This is a genomic window from Parabacteroides sp. AF39-10AC, assembly GCF_003635405.1.
In the GTDB taxonomy this organism is placed as follows: domain Bacteria; phylum Bacteroidota; class Bacteroidia; order Bacteroidales; family Tannerellaceae; genus Parabacteroides; species Parabacteroides distasonis.
In genome coordinates this window covers 32,007-53,909 of sequence record NZ_QTLP01000019.1, presented here as the reverse complement: position 1 = coordinate 53,909, position 21,903 = coordinate 32,007, and the positions used below count along the sequence as shown (strand labels likewise).

Annotated in this window: 18 protein-coding genes; 7 read left to right on the top strand and 11 right to left on the bottom strand. The window is 47.3% G+C overall.

The genetic code is table 11. The annotated features are described in order from the left end of the window. Nucleotides 1-206 precede the first annotated feature (206 nt). The 5 genes from DW033_RS16530 (at nucleotide 207) to DW033_RS16510 (ending at nucleotide 8,195) form a co-directional block, all read left to right on the top strand. Entirely contained in the window at nucleotides 207-1,220 is a 1,014-nt protein-coding gene (locus DW033_RS16530) for a DNA/RNA non-specific endonuclease (protein ID WP_122379713.1), read from the top strand. 93 nt (nucleotides 1,221-1,313) lie between these two features. Then, nucleotides 1,314-2,363 carry an efflux RND transporter periplasmic adaptor subunit gene (locus DW033_RS16525; RefSeq protein WP_008778321.1) on the top strand — a complete coding sequence of 350 codons (1,050 nt, stop codon included), beginning with the start codon at nucleotides 1,314-1,316 and terminating at the stop codon, nucleotides 2,361-2,363. 10 nt (nucleotides 2,364-2,373) lie between these two features. Beyond that, entirely contained in the window at nucleotides 2,374-5,418 is a 3,045-nt protein-coding gene (locus tag DW033_RS16520) for an efflux RND transporter permease subunit (RefSeq protein ID WP_005868335.1), read from the top strand. A 5-nt stretch (nucleotides 5,419-5,423) separates the two neighbouring features. Next, the gene (locus DW033_RS16515) at nucleotides 5,424-6,716 is read left to right on the top strand and encodes a TolC family protein (RefSeq protein WP_009276023.1); all 1,293 of its coding nucleotides are present in this window, start codon (nucleotides 5,424-5,426) and stop codon (nucleotides 6,714-6,716) included. 189 nt (nucleotides 6,717-6,905) lie between these two features. After that, a complete protein-coding gene (locus DW033_RS16510) occupies nucleotides 6,906-8,195 on the top strand; it encodes a nucleotide sugar dehydrogenase (RefSeq protein WP_122382943.1) in 1,290 nt (429 codons plus the stop codon). 211 nt (nucleotides 8,196-8,406) lie between these two features. On the opposite strand, the gene DW033_RS16505 is transcribed toward DW033_RS16510, so the two are convergent. The 5 genes from DW033_RS16505 to DW033_RS16485 all read right to left on the bottom strand — a co-directional run bounded on the left by DW033_RS16505 (nucleotide 8,407) and on the right by DW033_RS16485 (nucleotide 13,699). Further along, complete coding sequence (locus DW033_RS16505) at nucleotides 8,407-9,963, bottom strand: STN and carboxypeptidase regulatory-like domain-containing protein (protein ID WP_122382942.1); 1,557 nt, start codon at nucleotides 9,961-9,963, stop codon at nucleotides 8,407-8,409. Then, complete coding sequence (locus DW033_RS16500; protein ID WP_005868343.1) at nucleotides 9,942-10,793, bottom strand: FecR family protein; 852 nt, start codon at nucleotides 10,791-10,793, stop codon at nucleotides 9,942-9,944. Before DW033_RS16500 ends, DW033_RS16505 begins: the two co-directional genes overlap by 22 nt. Before the next feature lie 5 nt (nucleotides 10,794-10,798). Further along, a complete protein-coding gene (locus tag DW033_RS16495) occupies nucleotides 10,799-11,338 on the bottom strand; it encodes an RNA polymerase sigma-70 factor (protein WP_005856513.1) in 540 nt (179 codons plus the stop codon). An 82-nt stretch (nucleotides 11,339-11,420) separates the two neighbouring features. Further along, complete coding sequence (locus tag DW033_RS16490) at nucleotides 11,421-12,686, bottom strand: carboxypeptidase-like regulatory domain-containing protein (protein ID WP_005868347.1); 1,266 nt, start codon at nucleotides 12,684-12,686, stop codon at nucleotides 11,421-11,423. 86 nt (nucleotides 12,687-12,772) lie between these two features. Then, nucleotides 12,773-13,699, bottom strand: a complete 927-nt coding sequence (locus DW033_RS16485) for a hydrogen peroxide-inducible genes activator (protein ID WP_005868349.1) — start codon at nucleotides 13,697-13,699, stop codon at nucleotides 12,773-12,775. A gap of 291 nt (nucleotides 13,700-13,990) precedes the next feature. Here DW033_RS16485 and DW033_RS16480 point away from each other — a divergent pair, with 291 nt between their 5' ends. Beyond that, nucleotides 13,991-14,740 (top strand): polyprenol monophosphomannose synthase, encoded by a 750-nt coding sequence (locus DW033_RS16480; RefSeq protein ID WP_005856519.1) that lies wholly within the window; start codon nucleotides 13,991-13,993, stop codon nucleotides 14,738-14,740. Between the two features lie 39 nt (nucleotides 14,741-14,779). Beyond that, nucleotides 14,780-16,126 (top strand): dihydroorotase, encoded by a 1,347-nt coding sequence (locus tag DW033_RS16475; RefSeq protein WP_122382941.1) that lies wholly within the window; start codon nucleotides 14,780-14,782, stop codon nucleotides 16,124-16,126. Between the two features lie 35 nt (nucleotides 16,127-16,161). On the opposite strand, the gene DW033_RS16470 is transcribed toward DW033_RS16475, so the two are convergent. From DW033_RS16470 to DW033_RS16445, 6 genes are all read right to left on the bottom strand, one after another. Continuing rightward, nucleotides 16,162-16,707 (bottom strand): radical SAM protein, encoded by a 546-nt coding sequence (locus tag DW033_RS16470; protein ID WP_005868354.1) that lies wholly within the window; start codon nucleotides 16,705-16,707, stop codon nucleotides 16,162-16,164. Further along, nucleotides 16,694-17,026 (bottom strand): 6-carboxytetrahydropterin synthase, encoded by a 333-nt coding sequence (locus tag DW033_RS16465; RefSeq protein WP_005856525.1) that lies wholly within the window; start codon nucleotides 17,024-17,026, stop codon nucleotides 16,694-16,696. Before DW033_RS16465 ends, DW033_RS16470 begins: the two co-directional genes overlap by 14 nt. Nucleotides 17,027-17,186: 160 nt before the next feature. Continuing rightward, nucleotides 17,187-18,311, bottom strand: a complete 1,125-nt coding sequence (locus DW033_RS16460) for a hybrid sensor histidine kinase/response regulator (RefSeq protein WP_005856527.1) — start codon at nucleotides 18,309-18,311, stop codon at nucleotides 17,187-17,189. Nucleotides 18,312-18,423: 112 nt separating this feature from the next. After that, a complete protein-coding gene (locus tag DW033_RS16455; RefSeq protein WP_122382940.1) occupies nucleotides 18,424-19,611 on the bottom strand; it encodes a glycosyltransferase family 2 protein in 1,188 nt (395 codons plus the stop codon). Next, entirely contained in the window at nucleotides 19,586-20,509 is a 924-nt protein-coding gene (locus tag DW033_RS16450; RefSeq protein ID WP_048927376.1) for a glycosyltransferase family 2 protein, read from the bottom strand. The genes DW033_RS16455 and DW033_RS16450 overlap by 26 nt, the downstream gene beginning before the upstream one ends. Beyond that, nucleotides 20,502-21,686 (bottom strand): glycosyltransferase family 2 protein, encoded by a 1,185-nt coding sequence (locus DW033_RS16445; RefSeq protein ID WP_122382939.1) that lies wholly within the window; start codon nucleotides 21,684-21,686, stop codon nucleotides 20,502-20,504. The genes DW033_RS16450 and DW033_RS16445 overlap by 8 nt, the downstream gene beginning before the upstream one ends. Between the last annotated feature and the right edge of the window lie 217 nt (nucleotides 21,687-21,903).

Here is a 21,903-nt window from a genome sequence, read left to right as displayed (position 1 = left end):
CTCTGTTACCGTAAGCAAAGTTACAGATATTTATTATTCAACCGATGATTTTCCCTAAGAATTTGCACCGGATGCTGTCTGCATTAAATTAAGCCGTCTTTTATAGTAATCGAGACCAATACTATCCTAGAATAGTGTTGTATAACATGCCGGATTTATCTATTTTTGCGCCCAATACGAAAGGTTAAGAATAGGAAGTTTTAGGTATGGCAAAAAAGAAAGGTAAGCCTCAACCCCGGAAAAGCAAGAAGAAGCGGGCATCATCATTCATGTCTTCTGTAAAGAAGATGCTTCTTGGCGCTTTTGCGGTAGTTGTTTGTTTTATCGGTGTATTATTCATATATAACTGGTTTTATCCGGTATCCAAGACACGGCCTGTAGAGAAGAAACAGGATCGGGCGGAGACAATAGTCCGTCCGAAGATCTCGGACAAGGGCGGTTCCGGAACATCGGGTAAGAAAGCCGCGCAAGCGACGAAAAACAAGCAAACGACGAACCCAAAGAAAGAGACCACCGCTTATACTTTTCAAGAGGGAGCTGAGATACCGAGACTAAAGAATAAACAAAAAGAGCAGGTTATAAAGCATGAGGGCTATACGGTTTCTTATAATTCCGATTATAAGATCGCCAATTGGGTAGCCTATGAACTGACCTCGAAAGAGGCGACAAGTAAGAAGAACGAGCGGTCTAATAAGTTCGTCTCGGACCCCATGGTGAAAGGGGCTACCGCCATGAACGAGGACTATACCCGTTCCGGCTATGACCGAGGGCATATGGCGCCTGCCGGCGATATGAAATGGTCCGCCAAGGCCATGCGGGAATCGTTCTACCTAAGTAATATCTGTCCGCAAAAGCCCGGCTTGAACCGGGGTATCTGGAAAGATCTGGAAGAGCAGGCTCGTTTGTGGGCGAAAGAGAATGGCTCTTTGTTGATCGTGACCGGCCCGGTGATCACGGACGACCTGAAACGGTTAGGCAAGAATCGGGTGGGAATCCCGAAGACCTTTTATAAGGTAATCTGTACGATAACGAACGGTAAACCAGAAGGGGTAGGTTTTCTGTTTGATAATAAAGACTATGGAAAGACTCCGTTGAAATCGATGATGATCCCTATCGATAGCGTTGAGAAGGTTACCGGAATTGACTTTTTCCCTTCTTTGCCTGATTCGATAGAAAATCCGATGGAAGCATACGTGAATGATGGTAGTTGGTCTTTTTAAGGCACGTTATGCTCAACAATCTCTAGGCGAGAATGTTTTATATTTACTGTGAAGAAAAAGAAATCATAATTAAATAACAAAATGCAAGTTATCATGAAAGGAAAATTAATCCCTGTGTTTGTTTTGGCAGCATTGGTTTCCTGTAGTCAACCACCCGTTAAGGAGCAAGGTCCTCGTCCAGTTAAATTGGCGGACGTTACTTCTCTGAACATGGTTGAGAAATCATTCAGTGGAGTGGTATCGCCCGATCAATTCAGTGATTTGGCGTTTAAGATGTCCGGCCCGCTGATCTCATTAAACGTGGATGAAGGCCAGAAGGTCCGTACGGGACAGATCGTGGCCGAGATCGATCCGCTGGACTTTAAATGGGAATATGAGGCGAAGAAAGCGTCTTTCCAGACCGCTGAGGCGCAATTGCAACGTGCGAAGAAGTTATTGTCCAAACAAGCTATCTCCAAGCAAGAGTATGAGTCTACGGAAGCCTCTTACTCAAATGCCAAGGCGGCTTTCGAGTATGCGCAAAATACATTGAACCAGACAAAGCTTCGTGCGCCGTTCGATGGATTTATCCAGAAGAAATATGTGGAGAATTACCAGAAGGTACAGGCCGGACAAGGAATCGTTTGCTTGATCAACCCGAATAAGTTACAGGTCGTGTTTACGATGCCGGAGAGTAATATCAATTACTTCTCTTCTCCTTATTCTGTTTATGTGGAATTCGATAATTACAAGGGCGTTCGCTTCAAGGCGAAGGTGAAAGAATACGTGGAAGCCTCTCCGGATGGTTCCGGCGTTCCCGTATATCTGTATATCGACGATCCGAACTTTAATTTAGAGAAATATAAGGTAGCTGTAGGTTTCTCTTGCCGTGTGATCTTGAACGTGGATAGCGAGAGTTTCACGCAAGGCGCCGTATTGGTTCCGCTAGCCGCTGTCGTGGCTGACGATGCCAATAGCGATAAGTATGTGTTTGTTTATAATGGGCAGTCTCAAAAGGTTGAGCGTCGCAAGATTACCGAGTCTATGCTGATCGGCAAGGATGGCGTGATCGTAACGGATGGCTTGCGACCCGGCGAACAGGTTGTCTCAGCCGGAGCCACTCGTTTGGTGGATGGACAACAGGTAAAAGTATTAACAGATTAAGAGATAAACAATGAATATTCCAAAATATTCCTTAGAGAATCAGAAGATTATATACTTTTTCCTAGCGGTCATGCTGATAGGAGGTATATATTCTTTCTTTAAATTGCCGAAGAAGGAAGATTCTCCCTTCGTAATCAAGCAAGCGGTTTTGGTTACCCAATATCCGGGAGCGACACCTCAGGAGGTGGAGAAGCTGGTGACTGAGCCGATCGAACGGGAGATTCAGGCTATGTCGGATGTGTTCCAGATCAAATCTGAGTCTTATTTCGGTATGTCCAAGATTTCTATTGAGTTGCAGCCTACCTTGTCTCCGGATTATATGCCGGTCAAGTGGGACGAGTTGCGTCGTAAGGTGGCGAATATACAGCCCCGCCTTCCGTCTGGCGCCTCCTCGATATCCGTTAGTGATGACTTCGGTGACGTATTCGGAATTTATTATGCCTTGACGGCCGATGAGGGATATACTTACGACGACCTGCGTAATTGGGCGCAAAAGATCAAGACGGAGCTATCTCCTGTACCGGGTGTACAGAAGGTCTACCTATTCGGTGAACAGACACAAGTTGTCAACGTAAAGATCTCTATCCCGAAACTGGCTAACCTAGGTATCGACCCGAACGCTATCCAGCAGGTGATGCAAACGCAGAACTTGTTGGTGAATACGGGAGATATCAATACCGGTAATTATCAATTGCGTTTGCGTGCGGAAGGTACGTATAAGGATATACAAGATATCCGGGACCAATTGATCGTGACGAAAAGTGGCGGTGAGGTTCGTTTGGGAGATATCGCTACGGTAGAGCGTGGTTATATGGACCCTCCCTCGAACCTGATGCGTGTGGACGGTAAGCGTGCCATCGGTATCGGTGTCGCTACCGGTTCGAAAGACGATGTGGTTGCCGTGGGTAACGCCGTGGCGGATCATTTAGCGGAGATGGAGCAGCTGTTCCCGGTGGGTATGGACCTGAAAACGATCTATCCGGAGAACAAGATCGCGGATGAGGCGAACAACGGTTTTATCTTGAACTTGATCGAGTCGTTGTTGATCGTTATCGTGATTATCTTTATCGTGATGGGGTCTCGTGCCGGTATGTTGGTCGGTAGTTCGTTGTTGTTCTCGGTAGGTGGTACCTTATTGATCATGTTGATCTGGGGTGTCGGCTTGAACCGAACCTCGTTGGCGGCCTTTATTATCGCTATGGGTATGTTGGTGGATAACGCTATCGTGGTGACGGATAATGCCCAAGTCGGTATCAAGCGGGGACTTTCCCGTTATCAGGCGTTGATCGATGGCGCGACGAAACCGCAGTGGGCGTTGTTGGGCGCTACCTTTATCGCCGTATGTTCTTTCTTGCCGATGTACTTGGCACCGGCATCCGTGGCCGAGATCGTGAAACCGTTGTTTATCGTATTGGCGGTATCCTTGGGATTAAGCTGGGTCTTGGCCTTGACGCAAACGACTACCTTCGGTAATTTTATCTTGAAAGAGGCGAAACCGGGTGAGAGCAAAGACCCGTACGATACGAAGCTGTATCATAAATTTGAGTCGGTATTGGGCCGTTTGATCAAGCGTAGATATGTAACGATCTCTACCGTGGTAGCTACGTTATTCCTTTCCTTGTTCGTGATGAGCATCATGCCGCAGAGTTTCTTCCCGATCATGAGCAAGCCTTATTTCCGTGCGGACTTGATCTTCCCGGAAGGATATAGCATCTACGACGTGGAGACGAACGTGAAGAAGATAGAGGAGGAATATCTCAGCAAGAATGAGAATATCAAATCATACTCGTTTACCTTGGGAGGTTCGCCGGTACGTTATTACTTGGCCAGTTCTTCTATCGGTCCGAAGCCAAACTTCGCCAATGTGTTGATCGAGACACAAGATCCGGAGGATGCGCAAGCGGAAGAGGGTAAGTTCTACGATTATATGGTCGCTAACTATCCGAATATATTGACCCGTTCGGCTTTGTTCGCCTTGTCTCCGGTTCCGGATGCGGCGATCGAGATCGGTTTTATCGGCGATAACGTAGATACGTTGGTTGCCTTGACGCAAAGGGCGCAGGAGATCGCCCGGAATTATGATCAGGTGATGGAGGTTCGCAATAGTTGGGGTAACAAGGTTCCGGTATGGAAGCCGCTATATTCCCAAGAGAAAGGTTTGCGTCTGGGTATTACCCGTCAGCAGGTGGCTTATTCCTTGCGTTCGGCTACGAATGGCGTACCTTTGGGTGAGTATCGTGAGGGCGACGTGTTTATGCCGATCTTACTGAAAGATGCGGATAAGGATTCTATCAGTCTGAATGATATAAAGACTTTGCCGGTTTATAGCGCTAAAGGCCGTTCGGTAAAAGTGGAGCAGGTGATCGATGATTTCTCGCTGGATTATGAGTTTAACGTAGTGAGACGATTCAACCGTGAGCCGTGTATGCTTATGCAGTGTGAGCCGAAGCGTGGCGCCAATACGATGGCTGCTTTCAGTCATTTGTGGAAAGAGGTACAGGAGAAGATTCAGGTGCCGGAAGGATATAAGATGACGTATTTCGGTGAGCAATCCGAGCAAGATAAAGGTAATAAGGCGATCGCCGCTAATATCCCGTTGATGTTCGGTTTGATTTATGTCACCTTGTTATTCTTATTCCCGAAATATTACCGGAAACCGGTATTGATCATGGCGATGCTGCCGTTGATCTTCATTGGTGTGGTATTGGGATTGTTGGTGTTCGGTAAGTCCCTCGACTTCTTTGCTATGCTGGGTCTGTTGGGCTTGATCGGTATGAATATCAAGAATGCGATCGTGCTGGTGGACGAGATCGGTTTACAATTGAACGCGGGCTTGTCTCCGGTGAATGCCGTGATAGAGGCAACGAAAACCCGTATCGTTCCGGTGACGATGGCTTCCGGTACGACGATCTTAGGTATGTTGCCGTTGTTGGGTGACGCTATGTTCGCCGGTATGGCGGCTACCATCATGGGTGGTCTGTTCGTATCTACGATCTTGACGATCTTCGTGCTTCCGGTTACTTATTGTGTTTTCTTTAAGATTAAATCAGAGTAAAAGGTATGAGAAATAAAATAATCATAGGTTGTTTATTGTTGGGTGCCTTGTCCGCTAAAGCGCAAGACGCCCGGCTATCGGCTGTGGAATATAAGGAACGGGTCCTTGAATACAGCCGTCAGATCAAGCAAAGCTCTGAGGAGCGTATCGCTATGCAGCATGCGATCAAGGCCGCTAAGACCGGTTTCTTCCCTTCTGTGGACTTCTCCGGCAGTTATCAGTACCGTATCAATAAATATGATTTGGATTTCGGACCGGGCATGTCCGTAGAGATGGACCATAATACGTATAGCCTAGGCGCTACGGTGAGCCAGCCCATCTATGCCGGCGGACAGATCTATAATAACTATAAGGCAGCTCAGGTACAAGGCAAGATCACCGAGCAAGCGGAAGAATTGACAACGGATAATATCGTTTATTCCGCCGATTTGAACTATTGGACGGCCGCCGCACGTAAAGGTATGTACGATGTGATGTGTCAGTATGTAGACATTGTCGGGGAGTTGGCGAACGTGTTGACGATCCGTTTCAATGACGGCCAGATCAGCAAGACCGATTTATTGCAAGTGGAGTCCCGCTTGAAAGAAGCGGAATTGAATAAAAGCTCGGCTTATAAGGAATATCAGATCGCGTTACAGAACTTGAACTCATTGATGGGTGTGTCTCCGTTAGACCCGATCGAGGTGGAAGATTCCATTACGACCTATCTGGCCTTGCCGTTGCAAGTAGGAGAGGATGTAGCTCTTCGGAATCGTCCGGACTACGCTATTTCCGAGTTGAACATAGAGTATCAAAAGAGACAGATCAATTTGTCGAAGGCGAAATATAACCCGTCTTTGGCGATCGGTTTTCAAGGTACTTGGGGTACGCCGATGTTGAACGTGAAAGGTTCGGACCAGTTGTGGACTCCGGCCGTCTTCGCTTCCTTGAAGATACCTTTGTTCCGTTGGGGAGCCCGTTTCAAGGAGGTAAATTCCCAGAAGGCCATCCTTCGTAGTAAGGAATACGCCTTGGACAATACGCGTGATAAGATCGCTCAAGAGGTAGCGAACGCATGGACAAGCCTAACCGAGTATACGAAACAAATTACCGTCGCGGAAGAGGCTTGTAAGATTGCCGAGGAGAACCTTGATTTGAATACCTTCAGCTACAACGAGGGTAAACTACCGATCTTGGATGTGCTCTCCGCCCAATTGTCATGGATTCAGTCTTACAGTAGCTTGATCCAGACTTGGTATCAGCAAAAGGCTTCTTTAGCCCAATATAACAAGGCTATAGGTATTCGCCGTTTGCAGTAAAAGAAACATATTTATACTTAGAAGACAAGGTCCCTTATTTTGGAAACGAGATAAGGGACCTTCTTTATGAAATAAAACGTCCTTTATTCCGTTAGGTAAACTGAAGATTGCTACATTTGCATACAATCTTGTCTGTTTGGGATACTCGTCGGAATCCGGACTTTTTAAGTAGAATGATGAAATAATAAGATGTATACAAAGTTACTAGATAAACAAACAAAACTTGCCCTAATCGGACTAGGATATGTCGGGCTTCCTATCGCGATGGAATTCGCTAAACATGTTTCCGTTATCGGATTTGATATCAACGAGGATCGCTTGGACAAGCTTCGGAACGGTATAGATCCGTGTGGTGAGCTTTCCTCTGAGGTATTTGAACATAAGGACATCACATTTACTTCTTCTATAGAGAAGCTAAGGGAGGCTTCTTTTTACGTGATAGCTGTTCCTACCCCGATAGACAGCCATAACGAGCCGGATCTATCCCCTTTGTTGGGTGCGACTCGCACGGTAGGCAAAGTCCTTAAACGAGGCGATTATGTAGTATACGAATCTACCGTATATCCGGGATGTACGGAAGAGGATTGCATCCCGATCTTGGAGGAGGTTTCAGGGTTGAGAGTAGGAGAGGACTTTAAGGTTGGATATTCACCGGAACGAATCAATCCGGGTGATAAGGTACATACCTTGGTAAATACCGTGAAGATCGTTTCCGGCTGCGATGCCGAAGCTTTGGAAACGATATCGGAAGTCTATAAGCTGGTCGTTCAAGCGGGGGTGCACCGTGCGCCTAGTATCAAGGTAGCCGAAGCCGCCAAGATTATCGAGAATACCCAGCGTGATGTGAATATAGCCCTTATGAACGAGCTTTCCATTATTTTCGATCGAATGGGGGTAAATACGTTTGATGTCTTGAAAGCCGCCGGAACGAAATGGAATTTCCTGCCTTTCTCTCCCGGATTGGTAGGTGGGCATTGTATAGGGGTAGATCCTTACTATCTGGTGCATAAAGCCAAAGAATTGCAATATCACACGAAGATGATCAACTCTGGTCGCTACGTGAACGATTCCATGGGACGGTATATCGGAAAGAAGGTCGTGAAAAAGATTATCTCGCAGGGGAAAAATATCCTAGGAGCGCATGTGTTGGTGATGGGTATGACTTTTAAGGAAAACGTATCGGATATACGTAACTCGAAAGTAGCCGATATTATCAATGAGTTTAAGGACTTCGGAGCCGAGGTCGATGTGATGGATCCGTTCGCTTCCCCTTTGGAAGTATTGCAAGAGTACGGTATCCGGTTAGTAGAGAGGCCCGGGAAGAAATATGACGCGGTAGTGGTAGCTGTCGCTCATACGACTTATTTGAAGCTGGATGAGTCCTACTTCATGTCGATCACGAACGAACATGCCGTGTTGGCGGACGTGAAAGGAGTCTATCGAGGTAGCATCCATCAGATGATCTATTGGAGTCTGTAATTGTTAAAAAGTAACACAAGCTGCAAAGAAATTTCGATAAACTTAAAAAAATGTGTTGTACAATATCTTTTTTTATTTGCTCAATTATATTAATTAGCCCATCTTTGCATGCAGATAACCTAAACAATCTTTTTGCCTTAAAGACTAATACCTATTAAAAACCTATAAAGAGAGCCTTTGCGAAAAGGCTCTCTTTATGATTTTCAAGGGATTAGTAGTTCGTTTCCTCTATCTTTGAGGTGATTCTGCTAATAGCCTCATTCAGTTTGTCTTCGGGTAATATTACGTTAAAATCTCCCCAGAAACCCTCGTCGTAGTTGAAGTGAGTATCCGAGAAAACCGTGCGGGTGGGAAGGGATTCAATGCGTGAGAAGCGGTTCACATTGGCTGTATCTATCTTACAGGTAACCATTTCGAACCAAGTATGTAAAATATTTGTGTTAAAAAGTTGTCTTCTTTTTTTAATTTTAAAATGCAGATCTCCCCGGATATGGTTAATGTAGTAGGTGCCATTCCATTGCTTGTAAGATACCGTATAGGCTACTTTCTGGGGCGTGATCCGTAAATTCCGGCTTTTTCTCTCGACGAACATGCCGGCCGCTTGCTCGATATATTGGGGATTGACCTCAAAGTCCACTCTTAATAAGGCATTATTTTCCATGTCGATATATATCTGTCCCCGATAAAGCGGTTCATTGATACTCTTTCGTTGCTCGAAAGAGATGACGTTAGCAAGTCGATCACCCACTACCGTGATGTCGGTATGGGCGTATGTATAGGGTGAATCCGGGCTAGGATCCAGAAACTCCGGTAACTGTTTCATCAAGTCCAAGACAAGGCAGGAGTAGATACCCGACTTCATTTTTGTGATCAATGTGTCCTTTTCCTGCTCGTTACTGATGCGGCGCATCTTTAGTAGTTTCACTTGATCGGCCAAGGCATTGCTGTGGTAAGATGCCTTATATACCTTAAAAACAGCCTCGGTCAGTCCTACGAGTCCTTTTTTACGTTCAACGCCTTCTCTGTAAAATGTGGTAAGGTAAATCGGGTGCTGGGAATAATTGCTTCTTCTCTCGTCCAGCATCTCCTGTAATAAGCGTTTCGGATTGGTTAGACGCACGATAACTTCTTGGATGGAGATTACTTTAGGCTCTAGGGATAAGACGGTATGTTTATCTATTAACTCCCGACCATCTATCTCTTGGGGAAGATAGCCGATATGAGAGAAACGTACCTTGGATAATCGGAGTGAGTCCGGTAATTTCAATCGGAACTCTCCATTCTGGTTGGTGATGGTGCCGATAGCGGCCTCGCCGATTCCTACCGATCCGAACGCGATTGGCTCATGGGTATATTGATCCTGTAAAGAACCTTCTATCGAGAAATAGGTTTGTATGGAATCGGGAGTTACGGATGCGCTTTTAGGAGCGGAGGGACTCTCTGGCAGATAAAGCAAGAGATGGTTCTCTATCGTACGGATCGCCAGATTTTTATTACCGGTAATAGCGTATATAGCTTCTTGTATCGTATAATCTCCACCTTTTATCGATGTTGTTTGTTCATTATCGATAATCTTACTGTCGTATATAAAAAGATAGCCGGAACGTTCCGTGACGAGTCCCAGCAATTGGTAGATATTTCCTTTTGATTTAGGCAATCGTATGACCTGTCCCAGTACGTTACCATTCTGGGCATTCATAGGGATGAGAGCTACGAGTAACAGCAACCATCCTACGATCAGCTGTCTCAAGGTTCGGAAATCATCCATATATTATTTTGTTGCGTACATTTTAGTTTTAACGCCGCGCAGATCAGTTCAGCCATCGTTGCGGGTGAGTTATTATAGAAACTAACGGTCAGCCGTCTATTCTCTAAATCAGCCGTTGTCTTCAATGGCATCATCGGATACTCCAGATTAATTACATGCAAGATATCTCCTAAGCGCTCATCCTTAAACTGGATACGGCGGGTGTAATCGGAAAATTGTTCGTTATCTTGAGTCGGAGCTACTTGTAAACGGTTGGAGAATAAGGATACGGTTTGACCGGCCTTTACCAGCGTTTGTTCTCCGTTCTTCTTGAGTGTCACTTTCACTAATCCCCGGCGAACGGCCAATTCAAAGGCGCTTTTATCCGAGCTTTTGATATTGAATGAGGTTCCCAATACCTCGATCCGGGCCTGCTCTGTCTCGATTAGGAAAGGACGTTCCTTATTCCCGCTTACATCAAAAAGGGCGTTTCCTAATAGAGACACCTCTCTTTTTTCTCTTTGGAAATGTTCCGGATAGCTTAACTGGCTGTTATCGGCCAGATAAACGATAGACCCGTCTTCCAAAGTCGTGACCAAGGTGGTGGAAGCCTCGTTATTATGCAGGGTGAGCAGAGTGGTCTCCGGTGTCCGTTCTTGTCCAAGGAAAATAGCTGTAGCTACCGATACGCAAAGTATAATGATAGCGGCGGCCCATTTCATGAGTCCGATCCGGTATGGGATTTGTGTACCGGAAATTGGCTTATCCAGCAGCCCGTCTTGCTCCAAGCGAGTGTATAATTGTGCCCATGCTTGGTCTGTCTTCGATTTATTTTTTTCTATTTGATTCATAACTGTTAGGTATAATTCTCGATTTCTTTTCTTAGTGTTTGTAGTGCCTTGGTCATTTCCGCTTCTACTGTCTTTATGGACAATGAGAGGCTGGAGGCTATCTCCGCGTATTTCATTCCTTCGAAACGGTGCATCCGAAAGATCCGGAGGCGGCGTTCGGGCAATTTACCTAATGCCCGGTTGACCAAGGATTGCAATTCTTTGTACTCAAGTTGATCTTGCGGGGTATACGATTCGGATTCCGGATTCTCTCCGGCTAAAACCGTATTCCGGTATCGGTATCGTACTTCCCGATGCTCCAGATATTGTAAGGACCGGTTCCGGGTAGCTCCATAAAGGTAGTTCTTGATGGAACGTAAGATTGGAAGAGATTCTCTTTCTTTCCAGAATACATAAAACAAGTCCTGAACGATCTCCTCCGCGACTTCCTGCTCTCCTGTTATACTGGTTGCGTACAGGCAAAGAGGGGTATAATAAAGCCTGAAAATACTTTCGAATGCTTTAATATCCCCTTCCTTGATCTTTTTGAGTACGAACAAATCCATAATAATTTGGTTTCAACAGATAATTGATAATGGACAAAGATAATGATTTGTCCATATCATTGTCGATAGTATATTTACACGGTCAATTTTTATGTTGCTTCTTTAATTTATATACCGCATTCTCCAAAGACTCGGTAGGCTCGATAATGTTGTAAGCTCCCCAGAAGTTCTCGTCGGCGAAGTCCGATACCTTGTCGGATAGAGACTGATCCGCTTTAAAAGACATCCGGTAGGGGATGGAGTTATTTTGTTCTTTACCATCGGTAACGACCATCTCGGATACGATCGTGTAGTTGGTAGAGAAGAGTTTTCGTTTCCAATCGCATTTAAAGCGAACCTCATTGCGGATATAACTCAGATAGCTCATGCCGTCACGTTCTTTGTAAGTTACGAGGAAAGCTACCTCCACGGGTTTAAATCGCAAGCCAAAAGGCTTTTTGCGGAGGATGGCCTCGGTAGCCTTATTCCGGTCATCCATGCTGAGGGCGAATTCCGCACGGCTGAAGGAAAGCCGTTCCTTATCGATATATAATTTGCCGTAATATAAAGCGTAAGGCAAGATCGCTTGAGGTTGGAAACTGATTACGTAATGCGGTCGGTCGTTTAACATCACGCTTTCTTCCATACGGAAGGCGTAATAAGGTAAGATATTCGGGTCGAGCAATAAATCCGGATTCTTCACCACATCCACGTAAACGGATAGGTTTGGGCCTCCCAATAATTTCACGGCTAATGTATCGCTAGCCTTCTCGCTCAATAATTTACGTCCTTTATAGATCTGTACCCGATCCCGTTCCACGTTCCTGTCCTTATAGGGAGTTTTGTAAACATCGATAACCGCTTCCGAGATATTGATGTAACGACGGCCTTTTTGTGCGGTCTCCCGGTAGAACCCGGTAAGCATGCTACCTGTGGCGATGTAATTCTTATTTACTTTCTCAATCGCCTCCTCTACGATATATCGAGGATCTCCGGCCCGGATAATGACTTCGCTAAGCGTATTCATGTTCGGTTCGAGTAATACCGTACATTCTAATATGTCCTTATCGTTCACGGGGATCAAGCCATTCAAATATCCGATATGCGATACTTCTACTTGTCTGGCATGGAGGCCGTTTTTCACTTTGATAGAGAACTCACCGTCATTATTGGTGATCGTTCCCACGTTGGTTCCCGGAATAGAGATATTTACGTATTCCAGTTTTTTTCGTGTTTGCTTGTCTTTTACTACACCGCTGACAGTGATAAACTCATCGTCTGCGCTATCCTGTGCCTTTATAGAGGTTACACCGCAAGCCAACAGTATCATCAGGATAAATCCCATAGTTTGTTTACAGAGCGCTTTCATATTTGTATTGTTTTAATGGTAAATAATCACTTTGTACTTATAGGATCGCTCAGAAAAGAAATACCCTATGGGATTTATCGAAAAAATCACACAACCTTTTGTCCGGGCTGCAAAGTCAACATTTCTTTAGGTACCGCTTTCTTGATGCTCTCTATTAAAATACCCGCTACGGTATGCCGGATAAAATCTTTACGGGTGACAAAGACGATCTCCCGTGTCGGCTTGGGAATGGCGAACGGACGTACCAATTCTTTCTGCTCTTTACTTAATTGCAGGGTAGCCAATTCCGGGATGAACGTAATACCGTTACCGCTTTCCACCATACGCATAAATGTCTCTAGGCTACCTAAACGGTAAGCGGCTTGGCGAACCTTTACCTTTTCCATCTGGCAGAAACGCATCAGCTGGTCACGGAAGCAATGTCCCTCGTCCAGCAGCCACAACCGCTCGTCGTTGATATCGGCGGTACGGATCAAATCCTTTTTGAAGATAGATTCATTATGAGCCACGTATCCGAAGAATTGCTCATAATATAATATGTCTCCTTGTAAATAGGATTCTGTGGGTTGGTTCGCTATGATAGCGGCATCGATTTCCCCGTTTTGCAGGGCGGCCATAGTGGGAGCGGTTTTCATTTCCAGCATACGGATGTCAAGATCCGTATGCTTTTCCGATAATTGCTGGAAAAAGCGAGGTAGCAAATAAGGGGCGATAGTCGGTAGCACCGCTAAGCGGAACGTACCTTTCAATGACTGTTCCTCCTCGTTCACGATATCTTTGATAAGAGAAGCTTGATAGAGGACATTTCTCGCTTGCTCAATAACCTTACGTCCGGCAGGTGTGGGGCGAACGGGCTGCAGGTTTCGATCGAACAATTTAATACCTAGTTCGTCTTCCAGCTTTTGGATCATCATACTCAATGTCGGTTGTGTCACCCTACAATGCTCTGCTGCCTTTGCGAAATGACGATAAGTATCCACCGCTAGGATATATTCGAGTTGCTGTATATTCATAGTACTTAATTTTACAAGCGTTAGAAATTAATGAAGACAAACTTACGGAAAAACGCTGGAATAATCGAATAAAAGTGGAAGAATAAAGCAACTTAATTTGAGTATTAGGCATTTAGGGGGAAATCGGGGAAGTTGGGTGAAAAGCCAAAATACATTTGCTTATCATGGAACAGACGAATGGGCTAACTGGATGATAGATTTACACAGAAAAAATATGTAACTTTGGAGAGTAATTTACAAATGGTTTACAGTCGTATATATAATGAGCTAAAAATTAATTGATTAAAGTATATGTCAGACAGTATCGTCATTATTCCTACATACAACGAGAAGGAGAATATTGAGAATATCATTCGTGCCGTGTTCGGGCTGGAGAAAGTGTTTCATATCTTGGTGATCGATGATGGCTCTCCGGATGGGACGGCGGCTATCGTGAAGGGCTTGCAGAAGGAGTTCCCGGAGCGTCTTTTTATCGTGGAGCGTAAGGGGAAGCTGGGATTGGGTACCGCTTATATCCGGGGTTTTAAATGGGCTATCGAGCATAAATATGATTTTATTTTCGAGATGGACGCCGATTTCAGTCATAATCCCAATGACCTGCCGAAGCTATACGCCGCTTGTACCGGGCAGGGTGCCGACGTAGCCATCGGGTCGAGGTATTGCAACGGGGTGAATGTGGTGAACTGGCCGTTGGGCCGTGTGTTGATGTCTTATTTCGCCTCGGTGTATGTCCGTATCGTCACGGGTATGAAGATACAGGATACGACGGCGGGTTTTAAATGTTACCGCCGTGAGGTGCTGGAGACGATCGATCTGGACCGTGTCCATTTCAAGGGATACGCCTTTCAGGTGGAGATGAAGTTTACGGCTTATAAGTGCGGCTTCAAGCTCGTGGAGGTGCCGATCATCTTTATCAACCGTGCCTTGGGTGTCTCCAAGATGAACTCTTCGATATTCGGGGAGGCTTTATTCGGCGTCCTTCAATTGAAATGGTGGAGTTTCTTCAGGAAGTATCCGAGGAAACATGCGAGCCATGCCTAATGAAAACAGAGTTTGACAATTTATAATAGGATAAGAAAGATGAATAAAATAGTAATCCAAAATCCGAGAATCATCAACGAGGGCCGTTCTTTTATCGGCTCGGTGTTGGTGGAGGGAGATAAGATCGCGGCGGTGTTCGAGGGGGAGGTTCCCGGGAACGTGCGTGCCGAGGCGAACCAAGTGATCGACGCTACGGGGAAATGGTTGATACCGGGCGTCATCGATGATCAGGTGCATTTCCGGGACCCCGGGCTTACCCATAAGGGGGATATCGGGACCGAGAGCCGTGCGGCCGTGGCCGGTGGCGTGACGACCTTCATGGACATGCCGAACACGAAGCCACAGACCACGACGATCGCCGATCTGGAATGGAAATTCAACCGTGCCGCCGAGGTCTCCCGTGCGAATTACTCCTTCTTCTTCGGTGGGACAAACGATAATATGGACGAGATCCGCAGGCTGGATCGTAGCCGTGTGCCGGGACTGAAACTCTTCCTCGGCTCGTCTACGGGAAATATGCTGGTGGACAAGAAAGACTCGTTGGAGCGTATCTTCGGCGAGGCTGGTATGCTGATCGCCATCCATGCGGAGAAAGAGGAGGTGATCCGGCGTAATATCCAGTATTACACGAACCTGCATGGCGAGGATCTGGATATCTCTTTCCATAGCAAGATCCGTAGCGAGGAGGCCTGCTACCAATGCTCGGCCGAGGCGGTTGAACTGGCTACCCGCTTGGATTCCCGTTTGCATATCCTGCATCTCTCCACGGAGAAGGAATTATCGTTGCTCAGTAACCATCTTCCCTTGAGCGAGAAAAAGATAACCGGCGAGGTCTGCGTGCACCATCTGTGGTTTCATGACGGCGACTACGCCCAATTCGGTAATCGTATCAAGTGGAATCCTTCTATCAAGACGATCGAGGATCGCACGGCGCTGCGTGAGGCGGTCAATAACAATACGATCGATATCGTGGCTACCGACCATGCCCCGCATCTACCGGAGGAGAAGCAAGGCTCTTGCTTGAAGGCGGCTTCCGGAGGACCGCTTATCCAGCACTCCTTGATCACGATGTTGGAGCTGGCGATGGAAGGCCGTTTCACGTACGAGAAGGTGGTCGAAAAGATGGCGCATATGCCGGCGGAGCTGTTCCGTATCGATAGGAGGGGATACATTCGTCCCGGATACTACGCCGATATCGTATTGATCGATCCGGAGCAGACTTGGACGGTATCGAAGGAGAATATCTTGTACAAATGCGGCTGGTCTCCTTTCGAGGGCTATACGTTCCACCATGGCGTATGGAAGACTTTCGTGAATGGCGAGTTGGCCTATGGCGATGGAGAGGTGAATGACGCCGTGAGAGGTAAAGAAGTCCGTTATCTATAGCAGTAGAGACGGGGCATGCCCCCGTCTCATCCTATCTATTGGATATCGATCAGTTTATGGGTTTGCAGACTTAGTCTCCACCGGGGATGCCGGAGGATGTAATCCACTACCTCTTTCGTATTTTGGCAGGAGCAGGGTTGCAGGAAATGGTACCGTGCGGGGATTTCGGCGTATGCGGACAGGTCTTGCCCGGTATAAACCACCTTTATCTCGTCGACTCTTTCCAATACCACCGGGGCGTTCTCCTTGGGCGAGCAAGTCACCCAGTCGATGCCGTCGGGCAAGGGGCGTGTGCCGTTGGTCTCGATACAGATCTGTTTCCCCGCCTCACGTAAGCGGGATATAAGCGCCTTGTCGATCCACAGGCTAGGTTCTCCTCCCGTCAGGATTACCATCCGTGCGGGAAAGGAAGATACCTTCTCCACGATCTCCTCGTCCGTCATCATTACGCCCTCCTCGTGGCGGGTGTCGCAGAAGCTACATCTCAGGTTGCAACCGGAGAAGCGGACGAATACGGCGGGAGTCCCCGTATGGAACCCTTCGCCTTGCAAGCTGTAGAATATCTCGTTAATCTTCCTCATAGATCGCCGTGTTACCCTCAGACTCTTTTACCTCTACCTTGAAACAAGACGGGATCTGCTCGTATACCCAAAAGGCTATGTTCTCCGCCGTCGGGTTGAAAGGTAAGATATCGTTCAAGTTCTGGTGGTCCAACAGGGATTTCACCGATCTCTTGATATGACTGAAATCGACTACCATGCCATCGGCGTTTAATTCCTTGGAGCGGCAATAAACCGTGATCATCCAATTGTGACCATGTAGATTCTCACATTTGCTGGGGTAGGACAATCTCAAGCTATGGGAAGCGGAGATCTCCATACGTTTAATTACGGTATACATACGATAATAATGTTTATACGATAAATAATAATGTACCTAATGTCACCTCGGCACACAAAAAAATCCCGGATATTAATCCGGGATGCAAATATACGAAATATTTAGTTTGTTTGTACGACACTTGTCTACGATCGGTAGAGACAGGCGGTACGTCGATCGGCTATGCCTCTTGGTTCAGCGCCTTCATCGAGAACAGGAAGGTCGTTCCTTTGCCCTCGCCCTCGGACTCGAACCAAAGCTTTCCTCCATGAAGCTCCACGAAGTCCTTGCAAAGCATCAATCCCAGACCGGAGCCTTTCTCGTTCTTCGTCCCGTAGGTCGTGAAATGCGAGTCTTGTTTCAAGAGCTTGTCTTGATCCTCTTTCTTGATGCCCTTGCCGGTATCTTTCACGCTAACGGTTACGAAATCCCCCTCGGAGCGTGAGGATAAGGTGATCGTGCCCCCCTCGAAACTAAACTTCATGGCGTTAGAGATCAGGTTACGGATAATCGTCTTGAGCATATCGATATCGACCAAGCCTACCAGCTCTTTATCCAGATTTTCTAGGATAATCTTCACGCCTTTTTGCGCCGCCATCGGGACATACATCTCGGCGGTACTATCGATGATACTGTTTATGTCGGTCTGTTGCTTATATACGTGCTGCTTGTTCAAGCGGTTCTTGGCCCATTTCAGCAGGTTGTCCAGCAAGAGGAAGATCTCCTCGGAGGTCTTGTTCATCATCTGGATCATCTCGTACACCTCGTCGCCTACCCGCTCCTTGTCCACCATCATCAAGATGGCGTTATTCATCATTTTCAACGAGCCTAGCGGGGAACGCAGGTCATGGGCGATAACGGAGTATAGCGTATCCCTAGACTCGATCGTGTTCTCCAGCTCGGCCTTGATGCGCTTGATGCTGTAAAGCTCGTAGCGGTGGGCCACCCTCTTCACCAGCTCCTCACGTTGGAAAGGCTTTGTGACGTATTCGGTGGCGCCCAATTGGTAACCTTTCACGATGCTTTGCATATCGCTTAGGGCGGACATGATAATCACGGGTATATCCGTAGTCTCGGGATTGCTTTTCAGATGCTGGAGGACCTCATATCCGTCCATCTCAGGCATCATGATATCGAGTAATATCAGATTTGGGTGTTTCTCGTTAGCTATGCGTAGCGCTTTTGTCCCGCTGTCGCAAGTCAAAAGCGTATATCCCTCTTTCTTCAGTATGGCTTGTACTAGCATGACGTTTGTAGGGACATCATCTACGATAAGAACTTTATACTCTGAGGCCAATTTATCCATTGTATCTAAATTGTGTTCTAGTTTTCTTGATATTCAAATAGTATCAATAGCGCAAAAGTATTAATTAAAGTCGACATATAACGACTATTTATCCATCTATTTTTTTATTTTTTTATCCCGCGCCTCGTTTGGCTTTTTCCCAAGCGCCTGTGCCTTTATGCTTAGCGAGATAGCTATACCCTCGTATGACATTGATATTCATGAATAAAAAGTAATAAGGAATGAATAATAGCTTGTTCCGGATGTTCCGTTTTTCCATTTTATACCCCAAGTATCCCAGCAGGTAAAACGCTAATTGCAGGGCAAGGATGACCGTGTAAAGGGTATGCCCGGTACAGGCTAGGAGAAGGTTGAGGGGCAGGAGGGCGAAGAGCACGACCGGCGTCAGCGTCCAGCGCAGTACCCGGTGGCTGATGTATTGGAAGCTCAGTATCCCGTACCGGAAGATATTCAATAATCCCCGTAGCCGCCATACCGATTGCAATCCTCCGGCCGATATGCGTACTTTACGTTTCTCCTCCTCCCGCATGTTCAGGGAGGCGCTCTCGAGGGCGTACGCCTCTTTGCTGTAGGCGATCTTGTAGCCTCTCATCGCTATGCGCAGGGAGAGGATGAAATCGTCCAGCAGGGTATCCGGGGGCATCTGCTCGAAGAGGGAGGTGCGGATGGCGAAGAGCTCGCCTGCCACTCCGACGGCGGAGTATAGGCGGTAGTCCAGTCGCTTGAGGGCGGACTCGTATTTCCAGTATATGCCTTCTCCGGCGGTGGCTCCCTGCTCGGCTTGTATCTCTACCCGTTTCTCTCCGGCCACGCAGCCTACCCGTGGGTCGCTGAACTGGCGTATGATCTCCTTGATGGCGCCCTTGTTCAGCATCGTGTTGGCGTCGGTGAAGATGACGTAGGGGGTATTGACGTAGGGGAGGGCTCGGTTCAAGGCGGCGGTCTTTCCTTGTCGCCGCGGTTGGTACAGTACGGTGACCTCCGGGTACTCTTTCAGTCTCTCATTCGTGTTGTCATTGCTTCCATCGGTGATCCAGACCAGTCTCAGCTTATCCGCCGGATAATCCAGTTGTCTGCAATTCACCATCTTGCTCGCCACGATCGCCTCCTCGTTGTAGGCGGCTATCAGCAACGTGGCCTCCGGTAGTGTCTCGGGAAGGCGGGGGAGCCGGGGTTTAACGAACAGCTCCTTGATCTTTACCATAAGGTATAATACGATCCCATACCCCAGATAGGTATAGAAAACGATCCCGATGCCGATCCAGAAGAGGATCTCAATGACTTGACAGCTCTTTTCCATAATTCATATCCTTGTTGATTGCGATTAATCCGTTTATTAATCCCTTGCCTAGCGCCCCGATCAGCCGGAATTTCCCTTTTACGAGATAGATCGAGAGGCGTTTCGGGAAAGCCACTAGGGTTTGGTAGATGTATGAGTAAATCCTTTCATCCCTTTTATCGATCGATCGTTTGGCGAATAAAAGGCGGTTGCGGGTATGATAATAGACCTGAAGCGGACTTTGTTTCCCTACGCTCATGCTCTCCTTATGATAGACGGTGGAGGTAGCCTCGTACCAGATTTTCAGCCCGGCCCGCCTTATTTGCACGCACCAGTCCAGCTCCTCGTAATAGAGAAAATAAAATTCAGGCATCATCCCGAACTTCTTGATATCCGTGGTCCGGATCATCATGGCCGCACCGTGGGCGAATGCCGTATAGCGGGATTTATTGAATTGTCCCGTGTCGGTTTGACCGAATCCGATATTCTCGTTGCGGAGGGTAACCGGGCTCATCGGGGTGGAGCCTGCGTACTGTAGCTGCTTCTTCTCAGGCCAGCACGCTATCTTGGGGGAGACACATCCTATTTGCGGATTGTTGTCGAGAGCCCTTGCTAGGTTCTCCAGTATCGGTTGGTTGATGATCGTGTCGTTGTTGAGAAACAGGATATAATCACCGTCGGCGTATGAAATCCCTAGGTTGTTCCCGCCGGCGAACCCGAGGTTCTTGTCGCTGCGAATCACTATTGGCTTGGGGCTATATTTACTGAGTACATGGTGTTCGCCGTAATTTTTCGAGCCATTATCGATGATGATAATCTCATAAGGATAGGTTTCGTACCGACCGAACGACTCGATTAGGTCTACGGTATCATCCTTCCCATTGTAATTGATGGTGATGATGGATACTTTTTTAGCCATTATTTTCTTTATTTTTTATCGTTATGTCATGAGGAGTACTCTGGAAGCTGGTGTCCTTCTCCTTCACCCGGCGCAAGGAGGCTATATATCCTTTTATCAAGACGCAAAAGAGAAAAGGGAGCTTCGACAGGTTCATGTAGAGCTTCCGGGTATGCATCTTCCGGGGGATAGCCAGCGTATACGTCAAGATGCTGACCAGTATTAGCCCATACCATTTCAGGGCAAGCGGGAAAACCGTGAGGCTCCATGCCAAGGCGAGGAGGGACGGGATGATCAGTTTTAATATTCTCGGGAGCGGGAACCATTGGACCGCCTTGTCCATATAATTCCAGTTGAGGGTACGGAGGTCGAGATGCCGTATGATCAAAGAGAATGCCAGCAGTTGGGCGTGGAACCAGCGGGATCTTTGCCGTGCCATGACCTCTTGGCGTGAGGTCTTCTCGTCGTACACGAGGATGTCCTCGGCGTAATCGACAAAGATATTTTCCGTGGCGAGATAGATCTCCAGCTCCTTGTCCTCGGCGAAAGTGCCGCATTGGGGCATGTGGGATTTCAGCCATCCGAAGTCGAATACCATGCCGGAGCCTATCAAGGAGGAGGAGATCCCGACATTGACCCGCCCCTTGCGGAAGATGGTGTTGTTGATCTCCTCGGAGATACCGTCCCATACCGCTATCGGCGTATTGTCGTTCTTGAGGGTACGGTGCGCTTGCAGGGCGATGTTGTCTTGCGTGATATCGTTGACCCGGGTCAGGAAATCCGTATCCGTGAGGTTGTCGGCATCGAGGATGACGACCTTATCGATTCCCTCTTTCAGGTATTCCAAGGCGTAGGTGATGGACTTATGTTTCATGCTATGCTTGAAATCCGGCGTGAGGAGCTCGATCGGGAGCTTGGCGAGCGCTTGGTTCGTTTCCTCCCGCATATGGTCCGATACCACGATCACCCGGTATTTGTCCGCCGGATAGTCTTGCAAGAGGATGCGCTCCACGGATTCCTGTATGACTTGGTCTTCCTTATAGGCGGCGAAGATGACGGCGAACTTCTGGAGCCGTATGCTCCGGTGCTTCCGGTGCCTCCTCCGAAAAAAGGACGCCAACGTAAAAAATAGGTCATAGCCTATGAAAAAGGCGATGAAAATGAATAGGGCGATATCTATGTAGATCAACAAGTGCATTCGCTTTTTTTTACAAAAGTACTTATAATTTTCAATAAGAGTTTGATTCTGCCGTTTTTTTCTCACCTAAGGGGGCCATATCTTTCCCAGCGAGCTCAGCGCCGCCGAGAGTATCAGCCCCCAGCCCAGCAGGTTCAAGGGGCCGGGCGAGGGGTGGACGAGAGCGAGAGTATCGCCCCGATAGCCGCCAGCGCCGCCTCCCGCATGTCCAGCAGGA

Excerpts from the sequence above, each read along its gene's own strand:
- DW033_RS16470 (WP_005868354.1), bottom strand. The coding sequence starts at position 16,707 with ATGAGGAAGATTAACGAGATATTCTACAGCTTGCAAGGCGAAGGGTTC.
- DW033_RS16490 (WP_005868347.1), bottom strand. The coding sequence starts at position 12,686 with ATGAAAGCGCTCTGTAAACAAACTATGGGATTTATCCTGATGATACTG.
- DW033_RS16530 (WP_122379713.1), top strand. The coding sequence starts at position 207 with ATGGCAAAAAAGAAAGGTAAGCCTCAACCCCGGAAAAGCAAGAAGAAG.
- DW033_RS16485 (WP_005868349.1), bottom strand. The coding sequence starts at position 13,699 with ATGAATATACAGCAACTCGAATATATCCTAGCGGTGGATACTTATCGT.
- DW033_RS16510 (WP_122382943.1), top strand. The coding sequence starts at position 6,906 with ATGTATACAAAGTTACTAGATAAACAAACAAAACTTGCCCTAATCGGA.
- DW033_RS16500 (WP_005868343.1), bottom strand. The coding sequence starts at position 10,793 with ATGAATCAAATAGAAAAAAATAAATCGAAGACAGACCAAGCATGGGCA.
- DW033_RS16515 (WP_009276023.1), top strand. The coding sequence starts at position 5,424 with ATGAGAAATAAAATAATCATAGGTTGTTTATTGTTGGGTGCCTTGTCC.
- DW033_RS16475 (WP_122382941.1), top strand. The coding sequence starts at position 14,780 with ATGAATAAAATAGTAATCCAAAATCCGAGAATCATCAACGAGGGCCGT.
- DW033_RS16460 (WP_005856527.1), bottom strand. The coding sequence starts at position 18,311 with ATGGATAAATTGGCCTCAGAGTATAAAGTTCTTATCGTAGATGATGTC.
- DW033_RS16505 (WP_122382942.1), bottom strand. The coding sequence starts at position 9,963 with ATGGATGATTTCCGAACCTTGAGACAGCTGATCGTAGGATGGTTGCTG.
- DW033_RS16525 (WP_008778321.1), top strand. The coding sequence starts at position 1,314 with ATGAAAGGAAAATTAATCCCTGTGTTTGTTTTGGCAGCATTGGTTTCC.
- DW033_RS16455 (WP_122382940.1), bottom strand. The coding sequence starts at position 19,611 with ATGGAAAAGAGCTGTCAAGTCATTGAGATCCTCTTCTGGATCGGCATC.
- DW033_RS16495 (WP_005856513.1), bottom strand. The coding sequence starts at position 11,338 with ATGGATTTGTTCGTACTCAAAAAGATCAAGGAAGGGGATATTAAAGCA.
- DW033_RS16520 (WP_005868335.1), top strand. The coding sequence starts at position 2,374 with ATGAATATTCCAAAATATTCCTTAGAGAATCAGAAGATTATATACTTT.
- DW033_RS16450 (WP_048927376.1), bottom strand. The coding sequence starts at position 20,509 with ATGGCTAAAAAAGTATCCATCATCACCATCAATTACAATGGGAAGGAT.
- DW033_RS16465 (WP_005856525.1), bottom strand. The coding sequence starts at position 17,026 with ATGTATACCGTAATTAAACGTATGGAGATCTCCGCTTCCCATAGCTTG.
- DW033_RS16480 (WP_005856519.1), top strand. The coding sequence starts at position 13,991 with ATGTCAGACAGTATCGTCATTATTCCTACATACAACGAGAAGGAGAAT.
- DW033_RS16445 (WP_122382939.1), bottom strand. The coding sequence starts at position 21,686 with ATGCACTTGTTGATCTACATAGATATCGCCCTATTCATTTTCATCGCC.